Source organism: Streptomyces yangpuensis (genome assembly GCF_001005295.1).
Classification (GTDB): Bacteria; Actinomycetota; Actinomycetes; order Streptomycetales; family Streptomycetaceae; genus Streptomyces; species Streptomyces yangpuensis.
The window spans coordinates 382,337-403,235 of sequence record NZ_LBMK01000002.1; the positions used below are offsets into that span (position 1 = coordinate 382,337).

18 protein-coding genes, 1 tRNA gene, 2 pseudogenes and 1 riboswitch are annotated in these 20,899 nt (G+C 71.1%); of the genes and pseudogenes, 12 read left to right on the forward strand and 9 right to left on the reverse strand.

The features are described 5' to 3' along the window. Positions 1 to 75 precede the first annotated feature (75 nt). Positions 76 to 399 (forward strand): PfkB family carbohydrate kinase, encoded by a 324-nt coding sequence (locus tag AAT21_RS35220; protein WP_079025494.1) that lies wholly within the window; start codon positions 76 to 78, stop codon positions 397 to 399. On the opposite strand, the gene AAT21_RS07130 is transcribed toward AAT21_RS35220, so the two are convergent. Further along, complete coding sequence (locus tag AAT21_RS07130) at positions 296 to 1,573, reverse strand: serpin family protein (RefSeq protein ID WP_063838069.1); 1,278 nt, start codon at positions 1,571 to 1,573, stop codon at positions 296 to 298. The two genes, AAT21_RS35220 and AAT21_RS07130, sit on opposite strands and share 104 nt — an antisense overlap. A gap of 65 nt (positions 1,574 to 1,638) precedes the next feature. Next, the gene (locus tag AAT21_RS07135; RefSeq protein WP_046775901.1) at positions 1,639 to 2,973 is read right to left on the reverse strand and encodes a glycoside hydrolase family 18 protein; all 1,335 of its coding nucleotides are present in this window, start codon (positions 2,971 to 2,973) and stop codon (positions 1,639 to 1,641) included. Between the two features lie 724 nt (positions 2,974 to 3,697). On the opposite strand from AAT21_RS07135, the gene AAT21_RS07140 reads away from it, so the two are divergent. The 5 genes from AAT21_RS07140 to AAT21_RS07160 all read left to right on the forward strand — a co-directional run bounded on the left by AAT21_RS07140 (position 3,698) and on the right by AAT21_RS07160 (position 7,539). Then, the gene (locus tag AAT21_RS07140) at positions 3,698 to 4,225 is read left to right on the forward strand and encodes an SMI1/KNR4 family protein (protein ID WP_107081221.1); all 528 of its coding nucleotides are present in this window, start codon (positions 3,698 to 3,700) and stop codon (positions 4,223 to 4,225) included. 71 nt (positions 4,226 to 4,296) lie between these two features. Then, positions 4,297 to 4,373 (forward strand) — tRNA-Trp (locus AAT21_RS07145). A gap of 159 nt (positions 4,374 to 4,532) precedes the next feature. After that, a riboswitch (cobalamin riboswitch) is annotated at positions 4,533 to 4,671 on the forward strand. A 41-nt stretch (positions 4,672 to 4,712) separates the two neighbouring features. Beyond that, positions 4,713 to 5,708: an ABC transporter substrate-binding protein gene (locus tag AAT21_RS07150; RefSeq protein WP_046775902.1), complete on the forward strand. Its 996-nt coding sequence runs from the start codon at positions 4,713 to 4,715 to the stop codon at positions 5,706 to 5,708. Then, entirely contained in the window at positions 5,705 to 6,733 is a 1,029-nt protein-coding gene (locus AAT21_RS07155) for a FecCD family ABC transporter permease (RefSeq protein WP_046775903.1), read from the forward strand. The genes AAT21_RS07150 and AAT21_RS07155 overlap by 4 nt, the downstream gene beginning before the upstream one ends. Next, the gene (locus AAT21_RS07160) at positions 6,730 to 7,539 is read left to right on the forward strand and encodes an ABC transporter ATP-binding protein (RefSeq protein WP_052757682.1); all 810 of its coding nucleotides are present in this window, start codon (positions 6,730 to 6,732) and stop codon (positions 7,537 to 7,539) included. Before AAT21_RS07155 ends, AAT21_RS07160 begins: the two co-directional genes overlap by 4 nt. Here the strand turns inward: AAT21_RS07160 and AAT21_RS07165 are convergent. From AAT21_RS07165 to tnpA, 3 genes are all read right to left on the reverse strand, one after another. Then, a complete protein-coding gene (locus tag AAT21_RS07165) occupies positions 7,509 to 7,913 on the reverse strand; it encodes a VOC family protein (protein ID WP_046775905.1) in 405 nt (134 codons plus the stop codon). The two genes, AAT21_RS07160 and AAT21_RS07165, sit on opposite strands and share 31 nt — an antisense overlap. Positions 7,914 to 8,071: 158 nt before the next feature. Then, positions 8,072 to 9,895: a CocE/NonD family hydrolase gene (locus tag AAT21_RS07170; protein WP_046775906.1), complete on the reverse strand. Its 1,824-nt coding sequence runs from the start codon at positions 9,893 to 9,895 to the stop codon at positions 8,072 to 8,074. Between the two features lie 707 nt (positions 9,896 to 10,602). Then, complete coding sequence (tnpA, locus tag AAT21_RS07175; protein WP_079025495.1) at positions 10,603 to 11,031, reverse strand: IS200/IS605 family transposase; 429 nt, start codon at positions 11,029 to 11,031, stop codon at positions 10,603 to 10,605. A 50-nt stretch (positions 11,032 to 11,081) separates the two neighbouring features. Here tnpA and AAT21_RS38690 point away from each other — a divergent pair. Both AAT21_RS38690 and AAT21_RS38695 read left to right on the forward strand, forming a co-directional pair. Further along, positions 11,082 to 11,511, forward strand: a pseudogene (locus AAT21_RS38690) (RNA-guided endonuclease TnpB family protein); the annotation flags it as partial. A 1-nt stretch (position 11,512) separates the two neighbouring features. Beyond that, a pseudogene (locus AAT21_RS38695) lies at positions 11,513 to 12,300 on the forward strand (RNA-guided endonuclease InsQ/TnpB family protein); the annotation flags it as partial. Between the two features lie 73 nt (positions 12,301 to 12,373). On the opposite strand, the gene AAT21_RS07185 reads toward AAT21_RS38695, so the two are convergent. The 3 genes from AAT21_RS07185 to AAT21_RS07195 all read right to left on the reverse strand — a co-directional run bounded on the left by AAT21_RS07185 (position 12,374) and on the right by AAT21_RS07195 (position 15,140). Next, positions 12,374 to 13,666 (reverse strand): extracellular solute-binding protein, encoded by a 1,293-nt coding sequence (locus AAT21_RS07185; RefSeq protein ID WP_046775908.1) that lies wholly within the window; start codon positions 13,664 to 13,666, stop codon positions 12,374 to 12,376. A gap of 276 nt (positions 13,667 to 13,942) precedes the next feature. Next, on the reverse strand, positions 13,943 to 14,560 hold the full coding sequence (locus AAT21_RS07190; protein ID WP_052757683.1) for an SMI1/KNR4 family protein: 618 nt from the start codon (positions 14,558 to 14,560) through the stop codon (positions 13,943 to 13,945). 223 nt (positions 14,561 to 14,783) lie between these two features. Next, positions 14,784 to 15,140 (reverse strand): DUF192 domain-containing protein, encoded by a 357-nt coding sequence (locus AAT21_RS07195; RefSeq protein ID WP_046777135.1) that lies wholly within the window; start codon positions 15,138 to 15,140, stop codon positions 14,784 to 14,786. A 35-nt stretch (positions 15,141 to 15,175) separates the two neighbouring features. On the opposite strand from AAT21_RS07195, the gene AAT21_RS07200 reads away from it, so the two are divergent. Next, complete coding sequence (locus AAT21_RS07200; protein ID WP_046775909.1) at positions 15,176 to 15,934, forward strand: prepilin peptidase; 759 nt, start codon at positions 15,176 to 15,178, stop codon at positions 15,932 to 15,934. 143 nt (positions 15,935 to 16,077) lie between these two features. Here the strand turns inward: AAT21_RS07200 and mgrA are convergent, their stop codons facing one another. After that, positions 16,078 to 17,115: an L-glyceraldehyde 3-phosphate reductase gene (gene mgrA / locus AAT21_RS07205; RefSeq protein ID WP_046775910.1), complete on the reverse strand. Its 1,038-nt coding sequence runs from the start codon at positions 17,113 to 17,115 to the stop codon at positions 16,078 to 16,080. Between the two features lie 126 nt (positions 17,116 to 17,241). Between mgrA and AAT21_RS07210 the strand changes: the two genes are divergently transcribed. The 3 genes from AAT21_RS07210 to AAT21_RS07220 all read left to right on the forward strand — a co-directional run bounded on the left by AAT21_RS07210 (position 17,242) and on the right by AAT21_RS07220 (position 20,845). Continuing rightward, a complete protein-coding gene (locus tag AAT21_RS07210) occupies positions 17,242 to 18,003 on the forward strand; it encodes an isoprenyl transferase (RefSeq protein ID WP_046775911.1) in 762 nt (253 codons plus the stop codon). Between the two features lie 387 nt (positions 18,004 to 18,390). Further along, on the forward strand, positions 18,391 to 19,707 hold the full coding sequence (locus AAT21_RS07215) for a PhoH family protein (protein WP_046775912.1): 1,317 nt from the start codon (positions 18,391 to 18,393) through the stop codon (positions 19,705 to 19,707). A gap of 445 nt (positions 19,708 to 20,152) precedes the next feature. After that, entirely contained in the window at positions 20,153 to 20,845 is a 693-nt protein-coding gene (locus tag AAT21_RS07220) for an aggregation-promoting factor C-terminal-like domain-containing protein (RefSeq protein WP_046775913.1), read from the forward strand. The last annotated feature ends 54 nt before the right edge of the window (positions 20,846 to 20,899 follow it).

Genomic DNA, 20,899 nt, shown 5'->3' on the forward strand with positions numbered 1-20,899 from the left:
CGTGCAGGGGGGCCTCGATAACAGTTAATCGGAAGAATTTTCCTTGAGGTCCTTCCGAGGCCGCCATCGGGGTCAATGGGGCGTCACAGCAGGGGCGCCAGCGCGCGGGCGGAGTACCACCCGCTGCCGGTGAACCCCGCGCCCGTCGACACGACGGGCGCGGGCGACTGCTTCACGGGCACCGCCACAGCCCGGATCGTCCTCGGCGACAGCCTTGAGGACGCCGTGGCCCACGCGACCGCCGCCGCCTCCCTGTCGGTGTCCGGCCGCGGCGGCACCGGGCGGGTCCCGGCCTTCAGCGAGACGGCGGCGCCGGCGGCCGCGCACCGGGGAAGGACGGCGGAGCGAGCAGGCCGGCCGCTCCGGGCCGACCCTGCGCCGCGGCCTCCGGATCGGTGACCCAGCCCGCGGCGAGGACCAGCCCGGAGGCGCGGTGCACGGCCAGGAACCCGAACGGCCGGTCGAAGCGGAGTTCGGCCCGCCGGGCCCGGTGGCTCGGCTGCCGCGCGGCACCGCCGGGCCGGGCGGCGATGGCGGTGACGGCCGCCGCCTCGAACCCCGCGGCGTGGAAGCGGGCCATGGCCGACTGCCGTGCGGAGCCGATGGCCAGCGGCTCGGTGCTGATGCCCGGGAAGTGGCCGTAGCCGTGGTCGGTCGCGGTCAGGAGCCCGAACAGTGCCGCGTCCTCCAGCAGGTCGTGCTCCGCCGACAGCGAGAAGACCACCGTGGACACGGACAGCTGCGGCTGCGGGCTGAAGGACTGCACCGCCCCGATCGTCAGCCCGGGGCCCGGCGCCCCGTCCGCGAGGGCGTCGCCGCCCACCAGCGGGCCGGTACCGGAGGCGGCGGCGATACCGGTCGCCAGTACGTCGGCGGCGGGCGCCGCCGGGCCGCCGAGGAGCAGGTGCACGTCCAGGTCGGTGTCCGCCGCGCCGGTGACCTCCAGGACGGTGACCGGCCCGGCGGGCCCCGCGGCGACCCGGACCGGGTCCAGCGAGGACGTGGTGCGTGAGAGCTGCCGCACGCCGCGGCCCGCCCAGGGGCCGTCGGACACCCGGCCCGGGAACTCCCTGAATGGTTCCTCCCACTTCAGTGTCAGTGCGAGCGCCGAGGCGAGGACGAGGCGGGTGTCCGGCTGCAGGGTGACCGGCATGCGTTCGATCAGGCCCCCCGTCCGGTCCGACGCCCAGCCGTCCAGGGCCTTGGTGTCCCGCTCCAGGTCCCAGGTCAGCGTCCCCCGGGTGCCGGGCGGGAGCTTCGCCGACCAGCCGTCCTTGAGCCGCAGGTCGGCCTTGGTCCACAGGCCGGTCGCCGCGCTCAGCCCCCGTACGTCGGCCAGTGCGGCCAGCAGCTCCCGAGCGGCCCCGGCCGCGTCCTCGGCGGGTATGCCCAGAGCCTGAGTCAACTCCTCGCGGGCCGGTCCGCCCGCGCCGTCCGCGAGCAGGGCGAGCAGCGGCCAGACCCCGGCCGCGGTGAACACCGTGCCCTCGGCGCCGGAAGCGGCCCGCGAGGCCCAGCGCGTGGTGAGGTGATTGACCGCCCGTACCGTCGTCTCGCTCGTCTTCGTCGTCATGCGGGGGAGCGTACGGGGAGGGACGCCGCCGGGCCGGACGGATTTCCACGGCCCGGCGGCGCCGGTCAGCGGCCGCGCAGGCCCCGGTCGACGGCCGTCACCAGCTCGCCGTCGGCGGTGTCCGCGTCGAGCGACCAGAACATCGCGCCGCCCAGGCCGTGTTCACGGACGTAGCCGGTCTTGGCGCGCAGCACCTGCGGGTCGTCGTACGTCCACAGGGTGGTGCCGTCGAAGAGCCAGGCGTGCCCGCCGCGCCGGTCGCGGTGGACCTGGTACGCGCCGGAGTCGGCCAGCTTCTGCAGGGCCTTGTAGTCCTCGTACCCGGCGGCCCAGGTGGCCGGGGCCGGGCCGGTGGCGGGCTGCCCCAGGCCGTCCCCGCCGCCGGTGACGCCGGTCCAGCCCTGCCCGTAGAACGGCATGCCCATCACGAGCTTGTGGGCGGGCGCGCCGCGCCGCTTCCAGGCCTCCACGGTGCCGTGGACGCTGAAGTCGCCGCGGGCGTACAGGGCGGACTGCTGCGCGGTCCTCGGCTCGCCGGAGACGTGGAAGTCGTAGCCCTGGAGGTTGACGAAGTCCAGGTCGCGCATGATGCGGCGGACGTCGAAGCCCGCGTCGATCTTGGCGGGCGCCGTCGGGACAAAGGCGGTCAGCTCGTACTTCGTGCCCCGCTTCTGGGTGCGGGCGTACGCGTCGAGCTGGGTACGGAACTCCTTCACGAGCTCGGTGAAGTTGCGCTTGTCCTCGGGCCGGTACGGGGTGTCCGTGTCACCCGCCGAGCCGGGCCACTCCCAGTCGAGGTCGATGCCGTCGAAGACACCGGCGGCGGCTCCGGCGCCGCCGCGGGTGCCGTCCTGGGGGAGGTTGCCCTTGATGTACAGGTCGATGCAGGAGGCGACGAAGGCCTTGCGGGAGGCGGGGGTGAGCGCGGCGTCGGAGAAGTGGGTGGACCAGCTCCAGCCGCCCAGCGAGATCAGCACCTTGAGGCCGGGGTGTTTGGCCTTGAGCTCCTTCAGCTGGTTGAAGTTGCCGGCGAGGGGCTGGTCCCAGGTGTCGGCGACCCCGTCGACGGAGTTCGCGGCATCGAGCGGGCGGGCGTAGTCGGCCCAGGCGTCGGCCTCGCCGGGGATGTTCCCGGTGAAGCACGTGCCCTCGGCGCTGACGTTGCCGAAGGCGTAGTTGATGTGGGTGAGCTTGCCGGCGGAGCCGTTCGCCTCCAGGTCCTGGACCTGGAAGTCCCGGCCGTAGACGCCCCATTGGGTGAAGTAGCCGATCTTCTTGTACGAGCGGCCGGCGCCGCTGTCCGCGCTGTCCGCGCCGACGGCGGTGGCCGGGGCGAAGGCGGTCAGCAGGGAGAGGGAACAGGCGGCTACGGCCAGTCTGCCGAGCATGCTGCGGCGCATGGGCTTCCTTCGAGGATGCGAGGAGTGGGCGTGAGCGCGTGCGGCGGTGCATGCCGGAAACTATTGGTCTGGACCATCTGGGTCAAGGGGCCGGGCCGGAACTCGGCCGGCCCCCGAGCCCCTGGGCCCCCGAGCCCCTGGGCCCCCGAGCCCCTGGGCCCCCGAGCGCCCGAGCGCCCTGGGACCCGAGCGCCCTGGGACCGCGCGGCCCAAGGGCCGTACGGCCCGGGGCCGGCCTGCCTTCGGGTGACGGTCAGCCGGTGCAGCCGGGGACCGCGCCGGCCGGGCTGCAGTTGTTCGGCCGGTTGTCGCGAATGACGTCGCCGCCCAGGGTCAGGACACCGGATGCCTTGAAGATGCCGCCCCCGTCGCCCGCCCGGTTGTGCGTGATGGTGTTCCCTTCCAGCGTGGTGGTGCCCAGCCCCGCGGGCCCTCCGGCGTGGTAGAGGCCGCCGCCCTGCGCTGTGCCGCCCTTCGCGGTGGCCGTGTTCCGGAGGACCTTGTTGCCGACGGCCGTCAGGCACCGCGACCGGCCGAGCCCAGCCGGCCATGCGCGGCCACCCCCGGCTTCCCGGCATGATCCGTACGGGCGGGCGGACAGCCCGGACGGAGCACGAGGACGCGCGAACGGGCCAAGGTGCGCGGACGCGCGCTCGGCCCCTGGCCCGGGTCCCCGCCACCGCGGGGTGGGAACCGCCGGACCTGGCCCCGCTAGTGTGTGCGAGTGACGCTCACCGACGACCGACAGTTCCCCGCCGCGCTCGCTGCCGCGATGGCGGTCCCCTTCGACTACGCGGACGGCCACGGGGTCGACTTCGAACCCTTCGAGGCCTTCCTGTCCGCCGAGGACACCGACGACTGGTTCAGGGCGTGGACCGGGAACAACGATCTCGACGGCGGCGCCTTCCGCGTCTTCGGCCAGGACGGATCCGGCGGGTACGCGGCGTTCTGGCTGGTGCGCCCCGGCCGTCCGGCGGCCGAACAGCCCGTGGTCTTCCTCGGGTCCGAGGGGGAGACGGGCGTCGTGGCGCGCGATCTCGGCGACTTCCTGTGGCTGCTGGCCGACGGCTGCGGCCCGTACGAGGCGGCCGCGCCGTACGGGGCCGACCGGACCTCGTGCCCGGACGAGGCCCTGACGGCCGTCGCGGTCCGGTTCGCACCGGACGCGCGGAGCACGGCCGCCGCCGTGGTCGAGCGGGCGGCCGCGGAGTTCCCCGACTTCGACGACATGATCACGGAACTCTGCCGCTGATCCCGTCGGCGCGGCGCGCCGGTAATTCACTGGATCACCCTGCCCGGCCGTGCCATGGTTGGTCCCACCGAAGGGGTGTAGCTCAGCTGGTCAGAGCAACGGTCTCCAAAACCGTAGGCCGCAGGTTCGAATCCTGCCGCCCCTGCCACGGCGCGACAGCTCGTCACACGGCCCGGGTGAGGGACATGGTCCCGCCCGGGCCGCTGGTGTCTTCGCCGCCCGCCCGCCCGCCTGCCGCCGCCCGCCCGCCCGCACGCCCGCGGGCAGGGCCGCGGCCGTAACCGGCCCCCACCCCGCCCCACATGGGGGTTCTGGCAGACTGGGGCGTACAACCAGGCGGTGCAGGACAGGAAACCGGTGCGATTCCGGTGCGGTCCCGCCACTGTGACCGGTCGCCCCGCGCGGGGGCCGGGAGTCAGACACTGACGCACCGCCTCTGCTCCTTCACGTCGACCAGGGGACGCGGATCCCCCGGAGAGGCCCTGCCATGTCGCGTACCCGCGCCGCCCTGCGCGCGTTCACCCCCGTCGCGCTCCTGATATCCCTGACCGCCTGCGCCGGTTCACCCGGCACCGGGCAGGACACGGCCGCGCCAGACGCCGCCCCCGCGCCCGGCTTCCCGTACACCGTCACCAACTGCGGTGTGAGCAGCACCTATCAGGCCCCGCCCCGGCGGGCGGTCACCATGAACCAGCACGCCACCGAGCTCATGCTCGCCCTCGGCCTGGGCGACCGGGTCGTCGGCACCGCCTACCTCGACGACGCCGTACTGCCCGCCTACAAGCCGGCCTACGACAAGATCAGGGTGCTGGCCGAGGAGTACCCCTCCAAGGAGATCCTGCTCGGCGCCGACCCGGACTTCGTCTACGGCGGCTACGCCAGCGCCTTCGACAAGGCACAGGGCCGCGACCGCGCGGGCCTCGCGCAATCCGGCATCAACTCCCGCCTGAACGTGGAGTACTGCACCGAGGGGAAGGTCGGCCTCGACCAGCTCAAGACCGAGATCACCGAGGTCGCCCGGACCTTCGGGGTACCCGACCGCGGTGCGAAGCTCGTCGAGGACGAGCAGCGCCGCATCGACGCCGTCGCCGCCCGCGTCAAGGACCGGCCCCGCCCGACCGTCTTCGCCTACGACTCCGGCGAGGCCACCGCCTCCACCTCCGGAGGCAACGGCGTGGGCAACGAGATCATCTCCCTCGCCGGTGGCACCAACGTCTTCGCCGACCTCGACGACACCTTCGGCGACGTCGCCTGGGAGAAGGTCATCGAGCGGAGGCCCGAGGTCGTCCTCATCTACGACTACGGCGGCACCACCGTCGAAGCCAAGAAGCAGCGCCTGCTGAACGACCCCGCGCTCGCCGAGGTCCCCGCCGTCAAGAACCGGCGGTTCGTCGTCCTGCCGCTCTCCTCGGCCGTTCTCGGCGTCCGCGTGGCGGACGCGGTGGAAGCGCTGGGCGGCCAGCTCCACCCGAACCCCGCGTGAGGCTGCGCACGGGCGCGGTCCTCGCCGTCCTCACCGCCGCGCTCGCCGTCTCCGCGATCGCGGGCCTCGCACTGGGCCCCGTACGGATCGCCCCCGGCCGCGTCGTCGACATCGTCATCGCCGGCCTGTCGGGGAACCGGCCCACCGGAGCCTTCGCCACCATCGTCTGGGACGTGCGGATGCCGAGGATCCTCCTCGGCGCCGTCGTCGGAGCCGGGCTCGCCGTGGCGGGCACCGTGCTCCAGGCCCTCGTCCGCAACCAGCTCGCCGACCCGTTCCTCCTCGGAGCCTCCTCCGGGGCCTCCGCCGGAGCCGTCCTCGTCATCGTCTTCGGCTCGGCCGCGGCCGGCTTCGGCATGGGCGTGCCGCTGGCCGCCTTCGCGGGCTCCCTCGCCGCGCTCGTCGCCGTCTACGCGATGGCCCGGCGCGGCGGGACCATGACCACCGGCCGGCTGATCCTGGCCGGCGTGGCCGTCCAGTACATCCTGTCCGCCCTCACCAGCCTCGTCCTCGTGCTCGCCGCGCACCCCGACCAGCTCCGCTCCGTCCTTTTCTGGACCCTCGGCGGCCTCGGCGGGGCGCGCATGGACGAACTGGCGCTGCCCACCGTCGCACTGCTCGTCGGCGGCGCACTGCTGCTCACCCTCGCCCGGCCGCTCGACCTGCTCCTCGCCGGGGAGGAGGGCGCACACACCCTGGGACTGGACACCGGACGCTTCCGCGCCGCCGTGTTCGTCCTGACCTCCCTCGTCATCGGTGTGCTCGTCGCCTGCAGCGGGGCGATCGGCTTCGTCGGGCTGATGGTTCCGCACGCCGCCCGGATGGTCGTCGGCGCCGGACACCGGGCGCTGCTGCCGGTCGCCGCACTGGGCGGGGCGGTGTTCCTGCTCCTGGCCGACCTGATCGCCCGTACGGCCGCCGCCCCGGAGGAGATACCGGTGGGGGTGGTCACCGCACTCGTCGGCGGGCCGTTCTTCCTCTGGATGCTGCGCCGTGCCGGCCGGACCGAAGGGGTGACCGGATGACGGAGAGGGACGGTCCGGCCCGGCCGGTGGAGCTCGCCGTCGAGGGCGTGCGCTACGAGACCGACGGGCACACGCTCCTGCACGGAATCGACCTCACCGCCCGCCCCGGGGAGACGGTGGGCGTGGTCGGCCCCAACGGCAGCGGCAAGACCACCCTGCTGCGCTGCGTCTACGGCACCCTGCGGGCGAGCGCCGGCCGGGTGCTGCTGGACGGCGCGGACGCGGACGCGCTCACCGTCAAGGAACGCGCGCGGCGCGTGGCGGTGGTCCCGCAGGACGCGAGCGGCACCTTCGGGCTGACCGTGCGCGAGGCCGTCGCCATGGGGCGCAGCCCGCACAAGCGCTTCTGGGAGCAGGACGGCCCGGCCGACGCACGGCGCATCGCGGACGCCCTGGAGACCGTGGGCGCCGCCCCCTTCACGGCCCGCCGCTTCGACGAGCTGTCCGGGGGCGAACGCCAGCGCGTCCTGGTGGCCCGGGCCCTCGTCCAGGACCCCGGCCTGCTCGCCCTCGACGAACCGACCAACCACCTGGACATCCGCTACCAGCTGGAGGTCCTGGGCCTGGTCCGGGCGCTGCCCGCCACCAGCCTGCTGGTCCTGCACGACCTCAACCTCGCCGCCGCCTTCTGCGACCGGCTGTACGTGCTCGCGGGCGGCCGCGTCGCGGCCTCCGGGCCACCGCGGGAGGTCCTCACCGAGGAACTGCTGGCGGAGGTGTACGGGGTGCGGGCCCGTGTCGAGGTCCATCCCGACACGGGCTCGCCCAACGTCGTCTACCTGCCCGTCACCGCGGGCTCCTGGTAACCGTACGGGCGCGTGATGATCTCCATCCCGTGCCCGGCGGGGTCCGTGAAGTAGACGCCGCGGCCCCCGTCGTTGTGGTTGATCTCGCCCGGGAACCTGCCGTGCGGGTCGGCGAAGTACGGGACCCCGGCCGAGCGGATCCTCTCGAACGCCACGTCGAACTCCTCCTCGGAGAGGAGGAAGGCGTAGTGCTGCGGGGTGATCTTCTCGGCCGGAACGGTGGCGAAGTCCAGGGTGACGCCGTTGGCGGTGTCGACGGGGATGAACGGCCCCCACTCGGCCCCGACCTCGAGACCGAGGACGTGCGCCAGGAACTCGGCGGACTCCCGGTTGTCACGGGAGTGGACGATCGTGTGGTTCAGCTGTACGGACATGGGTGAATGCCTCCGGAAGGCACATCACGGGCACCTCCATGCCTCACCCGGCCGGTGACCGGCACGCGATGCCGTGATCACGATCCTAGACAGCCCGCCGCGGTGGAGCCAAGCCCTTTCCGCCGCGGCGGGATCATGAACCCCCGTCCTTCGGGGGACTACGCCAGGGGCAGGACCAGGCGGGCGGAGGTGTCCTCGGCGGCCGTGAACGTGATGGCGGCGGCGACGCCGTCGCCCGCGTCCGAGTAGAGCTGGTCCTGGCTGTTCACCACGAGCATGAGCCGGTGGTTCGGGGCGAGGTCGTAGCCGGCGGCCTGGAGCTGCCAGGTGGCCCTGCGGTCCTCGTCGGGGGAGAGCTCCCGCAGGGTGAAGGGCTCGTGCGTGATGATGCGGGCGGTGTCGTCGGGGGCGACGTCGAACAGGTACGCCACGAGGGTCGCGGCCGGGGCGGAGCTGCGGACGGTCAGGGTGAGCCCGGGGACACCGCGGATGCGGCGGCCGGTCTGCAGCGGGCCGCTGGTCCACACGGCGAGGTGCCGGCGGTCGAAGGTGCCCGTGGGATAGGGCTTCGGGTTGCCCTTCCACTCCGCCTGGCCCGTCGTGATGAGGGCGTCCACCGCGGTGGCGGCCGTGACCTGCCCGGCCGTGAACTCCCGCTTCCAGCCCGTTTCCGGCGCGGTGCCGAGGCCGCCGTCACGGCGGTCCGTGGAGGAGGCGGTGAGATACCAGGTCTCGGTGGAGGTGGTGACGTCCGCCCAGGACTGCGCCGTTTCGCGGACGGCCGGTTCGGTGATGACGTTCTGGCCGGTCCCGGGGTCGGGCTCGGTCTTGTACGTGAACATGATCTGGCTGCTCACCGGCTTCCAGCCGGGAACGCCGTTGTCGGCCCCGAGCAGGTGGTGGTCGAGCCAGGCGAACGCCTCCTCGACGGGCAGGTTCGGCCCGCTGAACGGGATGGTGAGCCCGGCGCCCTCGGGCGCGGCGTGGTCTCCGATCCAGAGGTTGAGCCGCTTGGGCACGGTCAGCCGCTCGAAGTGCGCGATGGCCTGGTTGGCCGGGAACAGCGTTTCGTGCCAGGTGTTGGAGATGAAGGTGGGGACGCCGCGGGCGTTGGTCTCGTCGACGTACGACGCCGGCGAGTGCTCCTTGCCCCACGCCACGACAGCGTCGAGGTTCCGGCCGGCCAGGAAGTCCTCGAGGATCTGCCGGGTGGCCGGGTCGAACTTCCGCTCGATGGGGCCGCCGGTGAAGTCGATCAGGGCCTGTACGGCCTTCAGGTGCCGGGTGTCGTTCTGGTAGAGGCTGTCGGCCAGGTCGCCCCACGTGCTCAGGGCCACGACCGCGTCCACTCGGGCCGCCGGGTCGTGCGCCGCGACCAGCTGGCTGATGCCCGACCCGTAGGACTCGCCGAGGAAGGCGATCCTGCTCGGCTCGAAGTACTGCTGGGCGTAGTCGATGACGGTGGAGCCGTCGGCCCAGTCCGAGGGGCCGGCCACGTCGATCGTGCCGCCGGAGGTCCAGGGCGCGTCGATGAAGGAGCCGCCGGGGGCGGGGAAGGTGAGGCCGATGCCGCGGGGAGTGTAGGCCAGGACGTGGTAGCCGCGGAGCGCCAGCTGGAGATAGGCGTACTCGAAGATGATCCAGCCGAACGGCGTCCAGCCCGACGGCACGATCACCAGCGGGCGGGGCTCGGTGGTGTTGAGCTTGATGGTGTGGGCGGAGAGCCGCACGCCGTCATGGGCGGTGATGCGGGGGAAGCCGAAGGTCGCCTTCGCCCGCACCTGTTCCGTCAGCTGCTGGAGTTCGGGGGTGAGCAGCGGGGTCTCGGCCGTCCCGTCCAGCGTGGCGATCAGCGCCTCGGCGACGTTGACGGCGTCCGGGTCCACGGACGTGGCCGAGGTGTAGATGCCCTGCCCGGAGATCCGGTTCAGCTGGGCCGCGGTGACCGGGGTGATCGGGTTGTCGTCCTGCGAGTGGCTCACGAAGCCGTCCTCTCGAAATCGCCGACCGGGCGGGCCGGTCGGTGCCGTGGGGGACCCGTTCTAGCCCTGCCGGTGCACCTCGTAGCGCATATCAGGACATCTACGCTCTTGGCGGCAGTCGGCGGGCTTCACCCGTCCAGACGGTTTGAACACTCCCGGCCCGCCCCGGGAGAGGAGAACGATCAATGTGCGCCGGGAGGTGGTCGCCCGCGGTCCCCGAGGGGTGACGACCGATCGACCTGATTCGGCCGCAGGTGCGCGGCAGAACGGGGGAGAGGGGTGGCGCGCACCCCACTCGGGCGTTCTAGGCTGGCTCTTTATCGTTTCCGAACACCAGCCGGTCATGAGGGAGCGGGAGATGGCGCACGGCGGCTCAGATGAACGATTCCGCACAGGACGGCCGGAAGTCGAATCCCGCGTGCGGCCACCGCATCCCGCGATCTGGACTCACCGACCTGTTCGTCATGTACCCGTCGAGTCGGAGGAACGAAAACGCATGCGCCATCTCCCGCTGGGCAGTTCAGCATGATCTGGCGCGGAACCCCGGGCGTTCACGCCCGCGAGGAAGCGCTTCCCTGGACTGCTCTGACCCGCACTGGAGCANTTCAGCATGATCTGGCGCGGAACCCCGGGCGTTCACGCCCGCGAGGAAGCGCTTCCCTGGACTGCTCTGACCCGCACTGGAGCATGGGTCCGCACTGTTGACCTCAGCCAGGGCGTTTCTGGTTCTCGATGTACTCCTTGATGATGCTGAGCGGAGCACCACCGCAAGACGCGGCGAAGTAGGACGGCGACCAGAAGTGATCGCCCCACAGGTACTTGCGGATGTGCTCAGGGAACTCCTGGCGGAGCCTGCGGGCGGAGACGCCCTTGAGGGAGCCGACCAGCCGGGACAGGGCGACCTTCGGCGGGTAGTGCACCAGGAGGTGCACGTGATCGGTCTCGCCATTGAACTCGACCAGTTCGGTCTCGAAGTCGGCGCACACGGTGCGCATGATCTCTTCGCAGCGCCCGAGGATCTCGTCCGTGAAGGGACCGCGCCGGTACTTGGGTGTGAAGACCAAATGTGCATGGAGGGTGTATACGACCGTACGACCCCTGCGGATGTTGGGGTTTGGTTCCCATCGTGGTGACATAGATCAATGCTACGATCACGGGTGTGAAGATCGTGACGCAGGTGAAGCTGATGCCGGAGGCCGGCCAGGCCGCTGCGCTGTCGGCGACTCTGCGTACGGTCAATGAGGCCGCGTGCTGGGTATCCGGTGTGGCGTTCGAGCGCGGTGTTCCACGTGAGTACGAGCTGCGCAGGCACACCTACGCCGAGTTGAAGGCGCGCGGGCTGGGGGCGCAGGCCGCCCAGCATGTGATCAAGAAGACGCGTGACGCCTACACCACGCTGAAGGCGAACATCCGCGCCGGGAACCTCGGCAGACCGGGGTCGAAGCGCAGGGTCAAAGCGGAGTCAAGGCCGGTCACGTTCCGGCCCGGGGCCGCGCAGCCGTACGACGACCGGTGCCTGTCCTGGCAGTACGACGCCGGAACGGTGTCGATCTGGACGGTGGCCGGACGGCTGAAGAACGTCCGCTTCGCGTGCTCACCGGACGCGCTCAAGATGCNACGCCGGAACGGTGTCGATCTGGACGGTGGCCGGACGGCTGAAGAACGTCCGCTTCGCGTGCTCACCGGACGCGCTCAAGATGCTTCGCGAGCACCGCAAGGGCGAATCCGACCTGATCGAACGGGACGGCGTGTTCTACCTGCTCTCCGTCTGCGACGTGCCTGAGAAGCCGGTCAACGAGAACCCGGCCGGGTTCGTCGGCGTCGATCTCGGGATCGTGAACATCGCCACTACCTCCACCGGCTACCGGGCTGCCGGGCGCGGTCTGAACCGGCACCGCGAGCGGCAGCTCGCGCTACGGAAGAAGCTCCAGTCCAAGGGCACCAAGTCTGCCAAGCGCCTCCTGAAGAAGCGCTCGCGCAAGGAAGCCCGGCATGCCACCAACGTCAACCACATCATCTCCAAGCACATCGTCACCACCGCTGAACGCACCGGCTCCGGTATCGCTCTGGAAGACCTCACGGGCATCCGTAGCCGGGTACGGCTCCGCAAGGACCAGCGGACCTCTCTGCATTCGTGGAGCTTCCAGCAGCTTGGCCAGTGCATCGAGTACAAGGCCAGGCGGGCCGGGGTGCCGCTGGTGTACGTCGATCCGGCGTACACCAGCCGACAGTGCTCCGAGTGCGGTCACATCGACCGGGGCAACCGCCAGTCACAAGCGACGTTCGCCTGCCGGTCCTGCGGGGCCCTCATGCACGCGGACGACAACGCGTCCCACAACATCGGCCGCAAGGGCGAGACCGTGTGGACCGCGGGGCGTGAGTCACGCGTCCCTGCCACCCCATAGGGGTGTCTGGACGGAGGAGTCCACCCAGCAGCCAGTTGGGCGCTACCTCCAAGCCCGGTCCTTCAGGGCCGGGTCAAGTTGACTGCTTCTTGGAGGCCTCGGCGGCCTGCGCGGCGATGTCCTCCAGGACGCCCTTGGGGTTGCCGGTCGGCTCCACGGCGCGTCCGATGTTGCGCTTGATGGTGTCGCTGACCGTCACCCAGGACGGGTCGTTGACCGGGTAGAGCTGGGCGCCGCGCAGCGCGTTCAGGAACTGCTGGTCGTTCTTGTCGAGCCCGCCGCCCGCCGGGGTGCGCGAGGCCGTCACGGTGGACGGCAGCAGGTGGTAGCGGCCCGCGAAGTCCGCCAGGTTCCTGTCCTGGTAGACGAAGTCCAGGAACTTGCCGATCTCCGCGCCCCTGCCGTTCTGCTTGAAGGCCATCATCCAGTCGGCCACGCCGACGGTCGGCGGGGTCTCCCCGGTGCCGAGGTCGTCCGACACGGGCATGGTGGTGGTGACGACGTTGATGCCCTTGGCGCGCGCCTCGTGGGCGAGCGAGGGGTAGCCGTTGAGCATGCCGACCTCGCCGCGCGTGAAGGCGGCGAAGGCGTCGGCCCGGTTCAGCTGGGAGGGGGCCGTGGCGCCCGTGTACCCGGTCGCGACCATGTTCTCCTTGACCCATTCCCAGGTCTTGACGTTCCGGTCGGAGGCCAGGCTGTAGTTGCCGCTGCTGTCGGCGTAGCCGCCGCCGTTGCTCAGCTCCCAGATCAGCGCCTCGGCGTGCGCCTCCTCCGGCCCGAGCGGCAGCGCGTACGGGTACTTCACGCCCTTGTCCTTGAGCGCCTTGGCGGCGGCCTTCAGATCGGACCAGGTCCTGGGGGCCTCCTTGATGCCGGCCTTGGCGAACAGCGCCTCGTTGTAGAAGAGCAGGCGGCTGCTCGCCACGAAGGGCAGGCCGTAGAGGGTGCTGCCCACCGAGCCGGCGTCGGCCAGCGGCTGGAGGAAATTCGCCTCGGCGGTGACCGAGAGGAGTTCGTCCGCGGGATAGAGCTCGCCCCGGGCGGCGAAGTCCGAGTAAGAGCCCATGAGCGCGATGTCGGGCGCCTTGCCGGCCTTGACCATGCGGGAAACTTCGCGGTCGATGTCGGCCCACGGCAGGAGCTTTACCTCGACCTTGATTCCCGGGTTCTCCTCGGTGAAATCAGCCGTCACCTTGTCCCAGAACGGCTTGGAACTGGTGGCCGGGCTGTCGCCGTATTCGGCGGCCACCAGCTGCAGCGTACCCTCGCCACCTGCGCCGTCTCCGGAACCGCCGCATCCGGCCAGTGGTATCAGCAGGCCGAGCACGGACGCGGTCGCGGTCGTGCCGAAAATTCTCCGTCGCACGGGTGTATTCCCCTGAATTTCTTTTGTGGCTCGTTATTACTTATGGGTTGCTCCGGGCAGGGTGATCCCTCGATGGCCCGTTGGCCGGAATTCTCTCCCGAGGGAGGGGTGGTTGTTTCCATGGGGGTCTTACTTGTGGTCAATGCTCCAAGCGGCGCTTTTCGTAATGGTGTTTTCCGATATGCGGCCGGTGAACTGGACGCGCGTAGACATGCCGAAAAGCCCGTTTCCGGCCGGGAAACGGGCTTTTCGGTGTGGTGGCGGGGGCCGCCGGGGTCAGTCGGCGAATTCGCCCGCGTACGGGTCGGGCTCACCCGTCTCCGGGTTGCGGCCCTCCTGCCAGCGCCGCTGCGCCTTGTGCCAGTGCACGAAGCTCAGGTGGCCGCCGTCCCAGAACGTGATGCCGACCGGGCTCACGTCGAACTCGTCGGAGCACAGCCGGTAGAGGAACTCGGCCATGCCGTACGGGTAGACGGCGAAGGAGTCCGCGGTGTGCCGGCCGCACACCAGGACCGGCCAGCGGTCCGGATCGGGGTCGGAGGTCAGCCAGCACAGGATGTCCGAGCCGCCGGTGACACCCCAGGCGATGATCGACTCCGGGTCCACGTCGAAGGCCGAACGGCCGCCCTCCGCCTCCCACACCTGCCGGGCGTTGTCCGTCTCCTCGGCCATCCCGGCCGGATCCCACTGGAGTCCGGGCTTGGGCAGCGGCAGCAGGATGCTGGCCTCCCCGTTGATCGAGCCGGCGCCGAACCGGCCCATGAACGCGATGAAGTCCGCCGGGAACCGGGTCCCCCACACCGCCTCGGCCGCGCGCCAGTCGATGTCCTCGTCGGCGCCGTGCGTCGCCGGCATGATCTGCTCCAGCGCCTTGATCCGCGCGTTCTCCGTCATGCCGCTCCCCTGCTGCCCCAGCTCAACCGCCCCAACCTACTGCCGGCGCCGGGCTCCACCTAGGCCCGGTCGTCGAAGTCCCGCCTGGCCCGCGGTGTCCGGCACCGCACCTCGACGCGTTGTCGGGGCGCCCGAGTGCGTCCAGTGCACGGGCGCCCCTCCGCCGTGCGAGGCGCAGCACCGGACACCGCGGGCCTGCCCGGCGCTACTTCGACGACAGCGCCTAAGGGGTGTCCACTGCCAGCGTGGTCCCGGCCGTCAGGCCCCAGCCGGACATCGCGCCGGCCGCCGCCTCCAGGACGTGCCGGGCGCGCAGCCGGGGGAGCCCGAGCCGGCCCGGGGCCATGGTGACCACGTCGAGCACCCGCAGGTTCCGGTCCAGGTACGCCACGTCGATCGCGAACCGCATCCGGAAGGTGTGCACGCTCGCCGCGGGGGTCAGCAGCATCGCCCCGTCGATCCCGTCCCGGCCGAGCAGCCCCCGTGTCCTCGCCCGGTAGGAGGCGGCGACCTCCAGCGGGATCCGCGTCGGGTCCGTGCCGACCCGCAACGCGGCGGGACCGTCGTACCAGTGCGCCATGGCGGTCACCTTAAGGGGTGTCTACCTTCGCCCCCATGGGTGTGTTCGTGATCGTTGTCGCCGCCGGGTACGGCGTGGCCGCCGGGCTGCTGCTGCCGCGCGCGGCCTACCGGCTGTCCGTGGAGCCGGGGGAGCCGTGGCGGGAGCACTGCCCGCAGGGGCACCCGCTGCGCGGCTGGCTCGGCCCGGCCCGCTGCCGCCCGTCCGGGCCGGCGGGCTCCGGGCCGGCGGGCTCCGGGGCGGCGCACGCGTACGGGCCGCGCGCCGTGCTCCCGGCCGTCCTCACCGCGGCGGTCTGCGCCCTGGTCGCGGCCGCCGTCGGGGTGCGGCCCGAGGCGGCGGCGTACGCGGGACTGGCCCCGCTCCTCGTCCTGCTCGCCCTGGTCGACCGGGCCGTGCACCGGCTGCCCGACGTACTGACCCTGCCGCTCGCGGCCGGGGCGGCCGCCCTGCTCGGGATCTCCGCCCTGCTGCCCGGCGCGGCCGGGTCCTGGCGGCTCGCCCTGCTCGGCGGCGGCGCGCTCGGGGCGGCGTACCTGGTGCTCCATCTGATCAACCCCGCCGGCATGGGCCTCGGCGACGTCAAGCTGGCGCTCTCGCTGGGGGTCGCTCTTGGGTGGTACGGGTGGGGGGTATGGGCCGCGGGGGCCTTCCTGGGCCTCCTCTACGGCTCGCTCTACGGCCTGACCCTGCTCCTGCGCGGCTCCGCCACCCGTGACCAGGGCTTCGCCTTCGGCCCCTTCATGGCGGCCGGAGCACTCACCGGAGTGCTGCTGGGTGGTTTCGGAGCGTAATCATGGCGCGCCGATGCACGCAGCATGCTTTACGAAGGGTTATGGTGGAACCCCCCCCCTCGGGCCGGTCCGTATCCCCCCCACGGACCGGCCCGTTTTTCGTTCACCCGTCCCCCGCAAGGGCGTTGAGGCAAAAACGCAGGTCAGCCGCGCTGGGCCCAGATGTTGGTGCCGGGGGTGGACACCGCGAAGGAGTCGATCTCCTTCAGCTCCTCCTCGGACAGCGGTGCACCGGCCAGAGCGGCCACGTTCTGCTCCAGCTGCCGCACGCTCGACGCACCGATGAGGGCCGAGGTCATCCGCTCGTCGCGCAGCACCCAGGTGAGCGCGAGCTGGGCGAGGGACTGGCCGCGGCGGGAGGCGATCTCGTTCAGTCCGGCCAGCCGGCGCAGCACGTCGTCCGAGAGCAGGTCGGGGCTCAGCGACTTGCCCTGGGCGGCGCGCGAGTCGGCCGGGATCCCCTTGAGGTACTTGTCGGTCAGCAGGCCCTGCGCGAGCGGCGCGAAGGAGATGCACCCCATGCCGGCGTCCTCCAGGGCGTCCAGCAGGCCGTCCTCCTCCGTCCAGCGGTTGATCATGGAGTAGGAGGGCTGGTGGATGAGCGGACGCACGCCCATGCCGCGCAGGATCCGCACGGCCTCCGCCGTCTGCTCGGCCGTGTACGAGGAGACGCCGACGTAGAGCGCCTTGCCCTGCTGGACCGCGGACGCGAGGGCGCCCATGGTCTCCTCCAGCGGGGTCTGGGGGTCGAAGCGGTGCGAGTAGAAGATGTCGACGTAGTCCACACCCATCCGCTTCAGCGAGGCGTCGAGCGAGCTGAGCAGGTACTTGCGGCTGCCCCACTCGCCGTACGGCCCGGGGTGCATCAGGTAGCCGGCCTTGGTCGACAGGATCAGCTCGTCGCGGTAGGACGCGAAGTCCTGCGCAAAGATCTTGCCGAAGTTCAGCTCGGCCGATCCGGGCGGCGGTCCGTAGTTGTTCGCGAGGTCGAAGTGGGTGACGCCGAGATCGAAGGCGCGGCGCAGGATCGCCCGCTGGGACTCCAGGGACCGGTCGTCACCGAAGTTGTGCCAGAGGCCGAGGGAGATGGCGGGGAGCTTGAGGCCGCTGTGGCCGGTGCGCCGGTACTCCATGGAGCCGTAGCGCGAGGGCTCTGCCCGATAGGGATTGGTATCAGTCACGTTGTCCTCCCTATCACGGAGTTGTGACAGACCGAGTTGGGTACCCCATCCCGCCGCGCAGTAATGTGGCGCACTCGGGGGGACCGCAATTCGCACGGGGGCATCGCACGGAGGGGCTGGAAGATCGTGAAGCTGCGCGACCTGGTGTACAGGCTTTATGCACGCCGGGTGGAAGGCCGCCTCGACCATGACGCGTCGCCCAAGCACATCGGCGTCATCCTGGACGGGAACCGTCGCTGGGCGAAGGCGTCCGGTGGTACGACGGAGCAGGGCCACCAGGCCGGAGCCGACAAGATCTCCGAGATGCTCGGCTGGTGCACGGAGACGGACGTCGAGGTCGTCACCCTGTGGATGCTCTCCACGGACAACCTGGACCGGCCCGAGGTCGAACTCCGCCCGCTGCTCAACATCATCGAGAACACCGTGCGGGGCCTCGCCGCGGACGGCCGCTGGCGCGTCCACCACGTAGGCAACCTGGACATCCTGCCCGCCGGGACGCAGACGGTCCTCAAGGAGGCCGAGCAGGCCACCCACGACGTCGACGGGATACTCGTCAACGTCGCCGTCGGCTACGGCGGCCGCCAGGAGATCGCCGACGCGGTGCGTTCACTGCTGCTGGAACATGCGCGCAAGGGCACCTCCTTCGAGGAGCTCGCCGAGATCCTCGACATCGACCACATCGCCGAGCACCTCTACACGCGCGGCCAGCCCGACCCCGACCTCGTGATCCGCACCAGCGGCGAGCAGCGGCTGTCCGGGTTCATGCTGTGGCAGAGCGCGCACTCCGAGTACTACTTCTGCGAGGTCTTCTGGCCGGCCTTCCGCAAGGTCGACTTCCTGCGGGCCCTGCGCGACTACGCCGCCCGCCACCGGCGCTACGGCACCTGACGGCGGGTAGGGGGTGTCCTGGGAGCCGGGCCGGCGAGGCCGGCCCGGCTCCCAGGACACCCCCTTCGGGTTCCGGCCATCCGGTTCCCCCTCGGTCCCGTCCTTCCCTCCCCTCGAAGCCTTCACCAGGGATTCACCGAGCGTCCGTCATATGCCATGGCATGGCCTGGCCTGATCGGGGAATATCCCTTTCAGGTCGATGCCCGATCCACGGGTGTCGAGTCTCAGCGGACGGCATGGGGTCGTCCGCCCGGGAGGCCCTTTGCACCAGGACGCACGTGCGGTTCGCACGGACGCAGTGGAGGGCCGGAAATCGGCCCTGGCATGGGTGCCGATGACCGGTCCGGTCTTCATGGCCCGACCTCTTCCGAGGGGGTACGTCCTTCCGTGGTGACCAGCACAAAGCGCCGCCTGCCCGACAGGCGGACCTACGTCCTCGACACCAGCGTCCTGCTGGCAGACCCCAACGCGATCTCCCGCTTCGACGAGCACGAGGTCGTGCTCCCGATCGTGGTGATCACCGAGCTGGAGGCGAAGAGGCACCATCCCGAACTCGGCTACTTCGCGCGCCAGGCCCTGCGCCTGCTCGACGACTTCCGGGTTCGCAACGGTCGCCTGGACGCACCCATCCCGCTGGGCGATCTGGGCGGCACCCTGCGCGTCGAACTCAACCACTCAGACCCCGGCGTCCTGCCCGCCGGCTTCCGGCTGGGGGACAACGACTCCCGGATCCTCGCGGTCGCACGCAATCTCCAGGCCGAGGGCTACGACGTCACCGTCGTCTCGAAGGACCTCCCCCTGCGCATCAAGGCCTCCTCCGTGGGGCTGATCGCGGAGGAGTACCGCGCCGAGCTCGCGATCACCGACGGCGGCTGGACCGGCATGAGCGAGATCGGCCTCTCCGGGGAGCAGGTCGACCTCCTCTACTCGGAGGAGCGGCTCTACGTACCGGAAGCGGCGGAACTGCCCGTGCACACGGGGCTGGTCCTGCAGTCCGAGCGGGGCAAGGCCCTGGGCCGGGTCACCGCCGACGGCAACGTCAGGCTCGTACGGGGCGACCGCGACGCCTTCGGGCTGCACGGGCGCAGCGCCGAGCAGCGCATCGCGCTGGATCTCCTCCTCGACCCCGAGATCGGGATCATCTCGATGGGCGGCCGGGCCGGCACGGGCAAGTCCGCGCTGGCGCTCTGCGCCGGCCTGGAGGCGGTCCTGGAACGCAGGCAGCACCAGAAGGTGATGGTCTTCCGGCCGCTGTACGCCGTCGGCGGCCAGGACCTCGGCTACCTGCCGGGTGACGCCTCCGAGAAGATGAGCCCCTGGGCGCAGGCGGTCTTCGACACGCTCTCGTCGGTCGCCGGCCGTGAGGTCATCGAGGAGGTGCTGAACCGCGGGATGCTGGAGGTCCTGCCGCTCACGCACATCCGGGGCCGCTCGCTCCATGACGCCTTCGTGATCGTGGACGAGGCGCAGTCGCTGGAGCGGAACGTCCTGCTGACCGTTCTGTCCCGGATCGGGGCCAATTCGCGGGTCGTTCTGACCCACGACGTGGCCCAGCGGGACAACCTGCGGGTCGGCCGGTACGACGGAGTGGTCGCCGTGGTCGAGAAGCTGAAGGGGCATCCGCTCTTCGCGCACATCACGCTGACGCGATCCGAGCGGTCCCCGATCGCCGCCCTGGTCACCGAGATGCTGGAGACCCTCTGATCCGGGTGGGGCCGGTGACCCGGCCCGGCCGGCCGCGGAACCGGTCAAAAACCCCATAACGGGAAGGCGAGTTGGCGCCGCCCGGCAAAGGCCACAGAGCCTAGCCGGGCGGCGTCGTGCTGCACAGCCCTTTGTCGATAGAGACGGCGACATGCCAGGTGTGACCTTTCCCACGCAACGGAGAATTGCCTTGCGGTGTCGAGGTCCGGCAGAGTCTGGTTTCCGTCAGGCCCCGCATACGGCACACCTGTATCTCCCGTGAGGTACGCGCAGCACCACAACTCCACAGCCGATGGCCGTATGCCGCCCGCAGTTTCACGCGGCAGCCCCCGCAGGGGAGTTGCCCACGGGCCCGTGCCTCCAGTGACCGTCGCACCACGGAGGCCAGAGTCGAGGGCACTCTTGCTCCGCGCGGTCACTGCGGACGCTGCTGGAAGGACACCGTGTGAGCCGGATCTCGGTCCGGGGGTTCGCAGTGGCTTCGGCCACCGCGGTCACCACCGTCGGCGCAGTCGTGGGCGTTGCCACCGGCGACCCCACGAACGATCTCGAGACGACCGCGTCCGGGGCGACCCTCCTCGCAGACATCCCCGCCGGCGACCAGGCGGAGGTCCAGAGCGCGTCCCTGACGCAGCAGGCCGACACCATCGCGCACGCCGCCGATGCCGACGCCAAGCGCTCCGCCGAGGAGGCCGCCCGCCTCCAGGCCGCCGAGGACGCCAAGTCCAAGAAGGCCGAGGCGCAGAAGGCTGCCGACGAGAAGGCGAAGAAGGAACGCGAGGCGAAGGAAGTCGCCAGCCGCTCCGCCGCCCGCGACGCCGGTGACTTCGCCGTCCAGAGCTCCTACACGGTCGCTCAGGTCAAGGCCATCGCCCAGCAGATGGTTCCGGCCGGTCAGTTCCAGTGCTTCTCGAACATCATCAACCAGGAATCCACCTGGAACTACCTGGCCGTGAACAAGTCCTCCGGGGCGTACGGTCTGGTCCAGGCGCTCCCCGGTTCGAAGATGGCCTCGGCCGGCGCGGACTGGCGCACCAACCCCGCCACGCAGATCAAGTGGGGCCTGAACTACATGGAGGACCGCTACGGCAGCCCGTGCGCCGCGTGGACCTTCCACCAGGCCAACGGCTGGTACTGACGGCCTCCGCCGCACCGCGGCGGCACAGCTCGACCCCGGGTAGCCCCGCACCGT

What these genes read in the sequence shown, in the direction of transcription:
- AAT21_RS35220 (WP_079025494.1), top strand. Translation starts at nt 76, where the DNA reads ATGGGGCGTCACAGCAGGGGCGCCAGCGCGCGGGCGGAGTACCACCCG.
- AAT21_RS07130 (WP_063838069.1), bottom strand. Translation starts at nt 1,573, where the DNA reads ATGACGACGAAGACGAGCGAGACGACGGTACGGGCGGTCAATCACCTC.
- AAT21_RS07135 (WP_046775901.1), bottom strand. Translation starts at nt 2,973, where the DNA reads ATGCGCCGCAGCATGCTCGGCAGACTGGCCGTAGCCGCCTGTTCCCTC.
- AAT21_RS07150 (WP_046775902.1), top strand. Translation starts at nt 4,713, where the DNA reads ATGTCGCGTACCCGCGCCGCCCTGCGCGCGTTCACCCCCGTCGCGCTC.
- AAT21_RS07160 (WP_052757682.1), top strand. Translation starts at nt 6,730, where the DNA reads ATGACGGAGAGGGACGGTCCGGCCCGGCCGGTGGAGCTCGCCGTCGAG.
- AAT21_RS07165 (WP_046775905.1), bottom strand. Translation starts at nt 7,913, where the DNA reads ATGTCCGTACAGCTGAACCACACGATCGTCCACTCCCGTGACAACCGG.
- tnpA (WP_079025495.1), bottom strand. Translation starts at nt 11,031, where the DNA reads ATGTCACCACGATGGGAACCAAACCCCAACATCCGCAGGGGTCGTACG.
- AAT21_RS07190 (WP_052757683.1), bottom strand. Translation starts at nt 14,560, where the DNA reads ATGACGGAGAACGCGCGGATCAAGGCGCTGGAGCAGATCATGCCGGCG.
- AAT21_RS07195 (WP_046777135.1), bottom strand. Translation starts at nt 15,140, where the DNA reads ATGGCGCACTGGTACGACGGTCCCGCCGCGTTGCGGGTCGGCACGGAC.
- AAT21_RS07200 (WP_046775909.1), top strand. Translation starts at nt 15,176, where the DNA reads ATGGGTGTGTTCGTGATCGTTGTCGCCGCCGGGTACGGCGTGGCCGCC.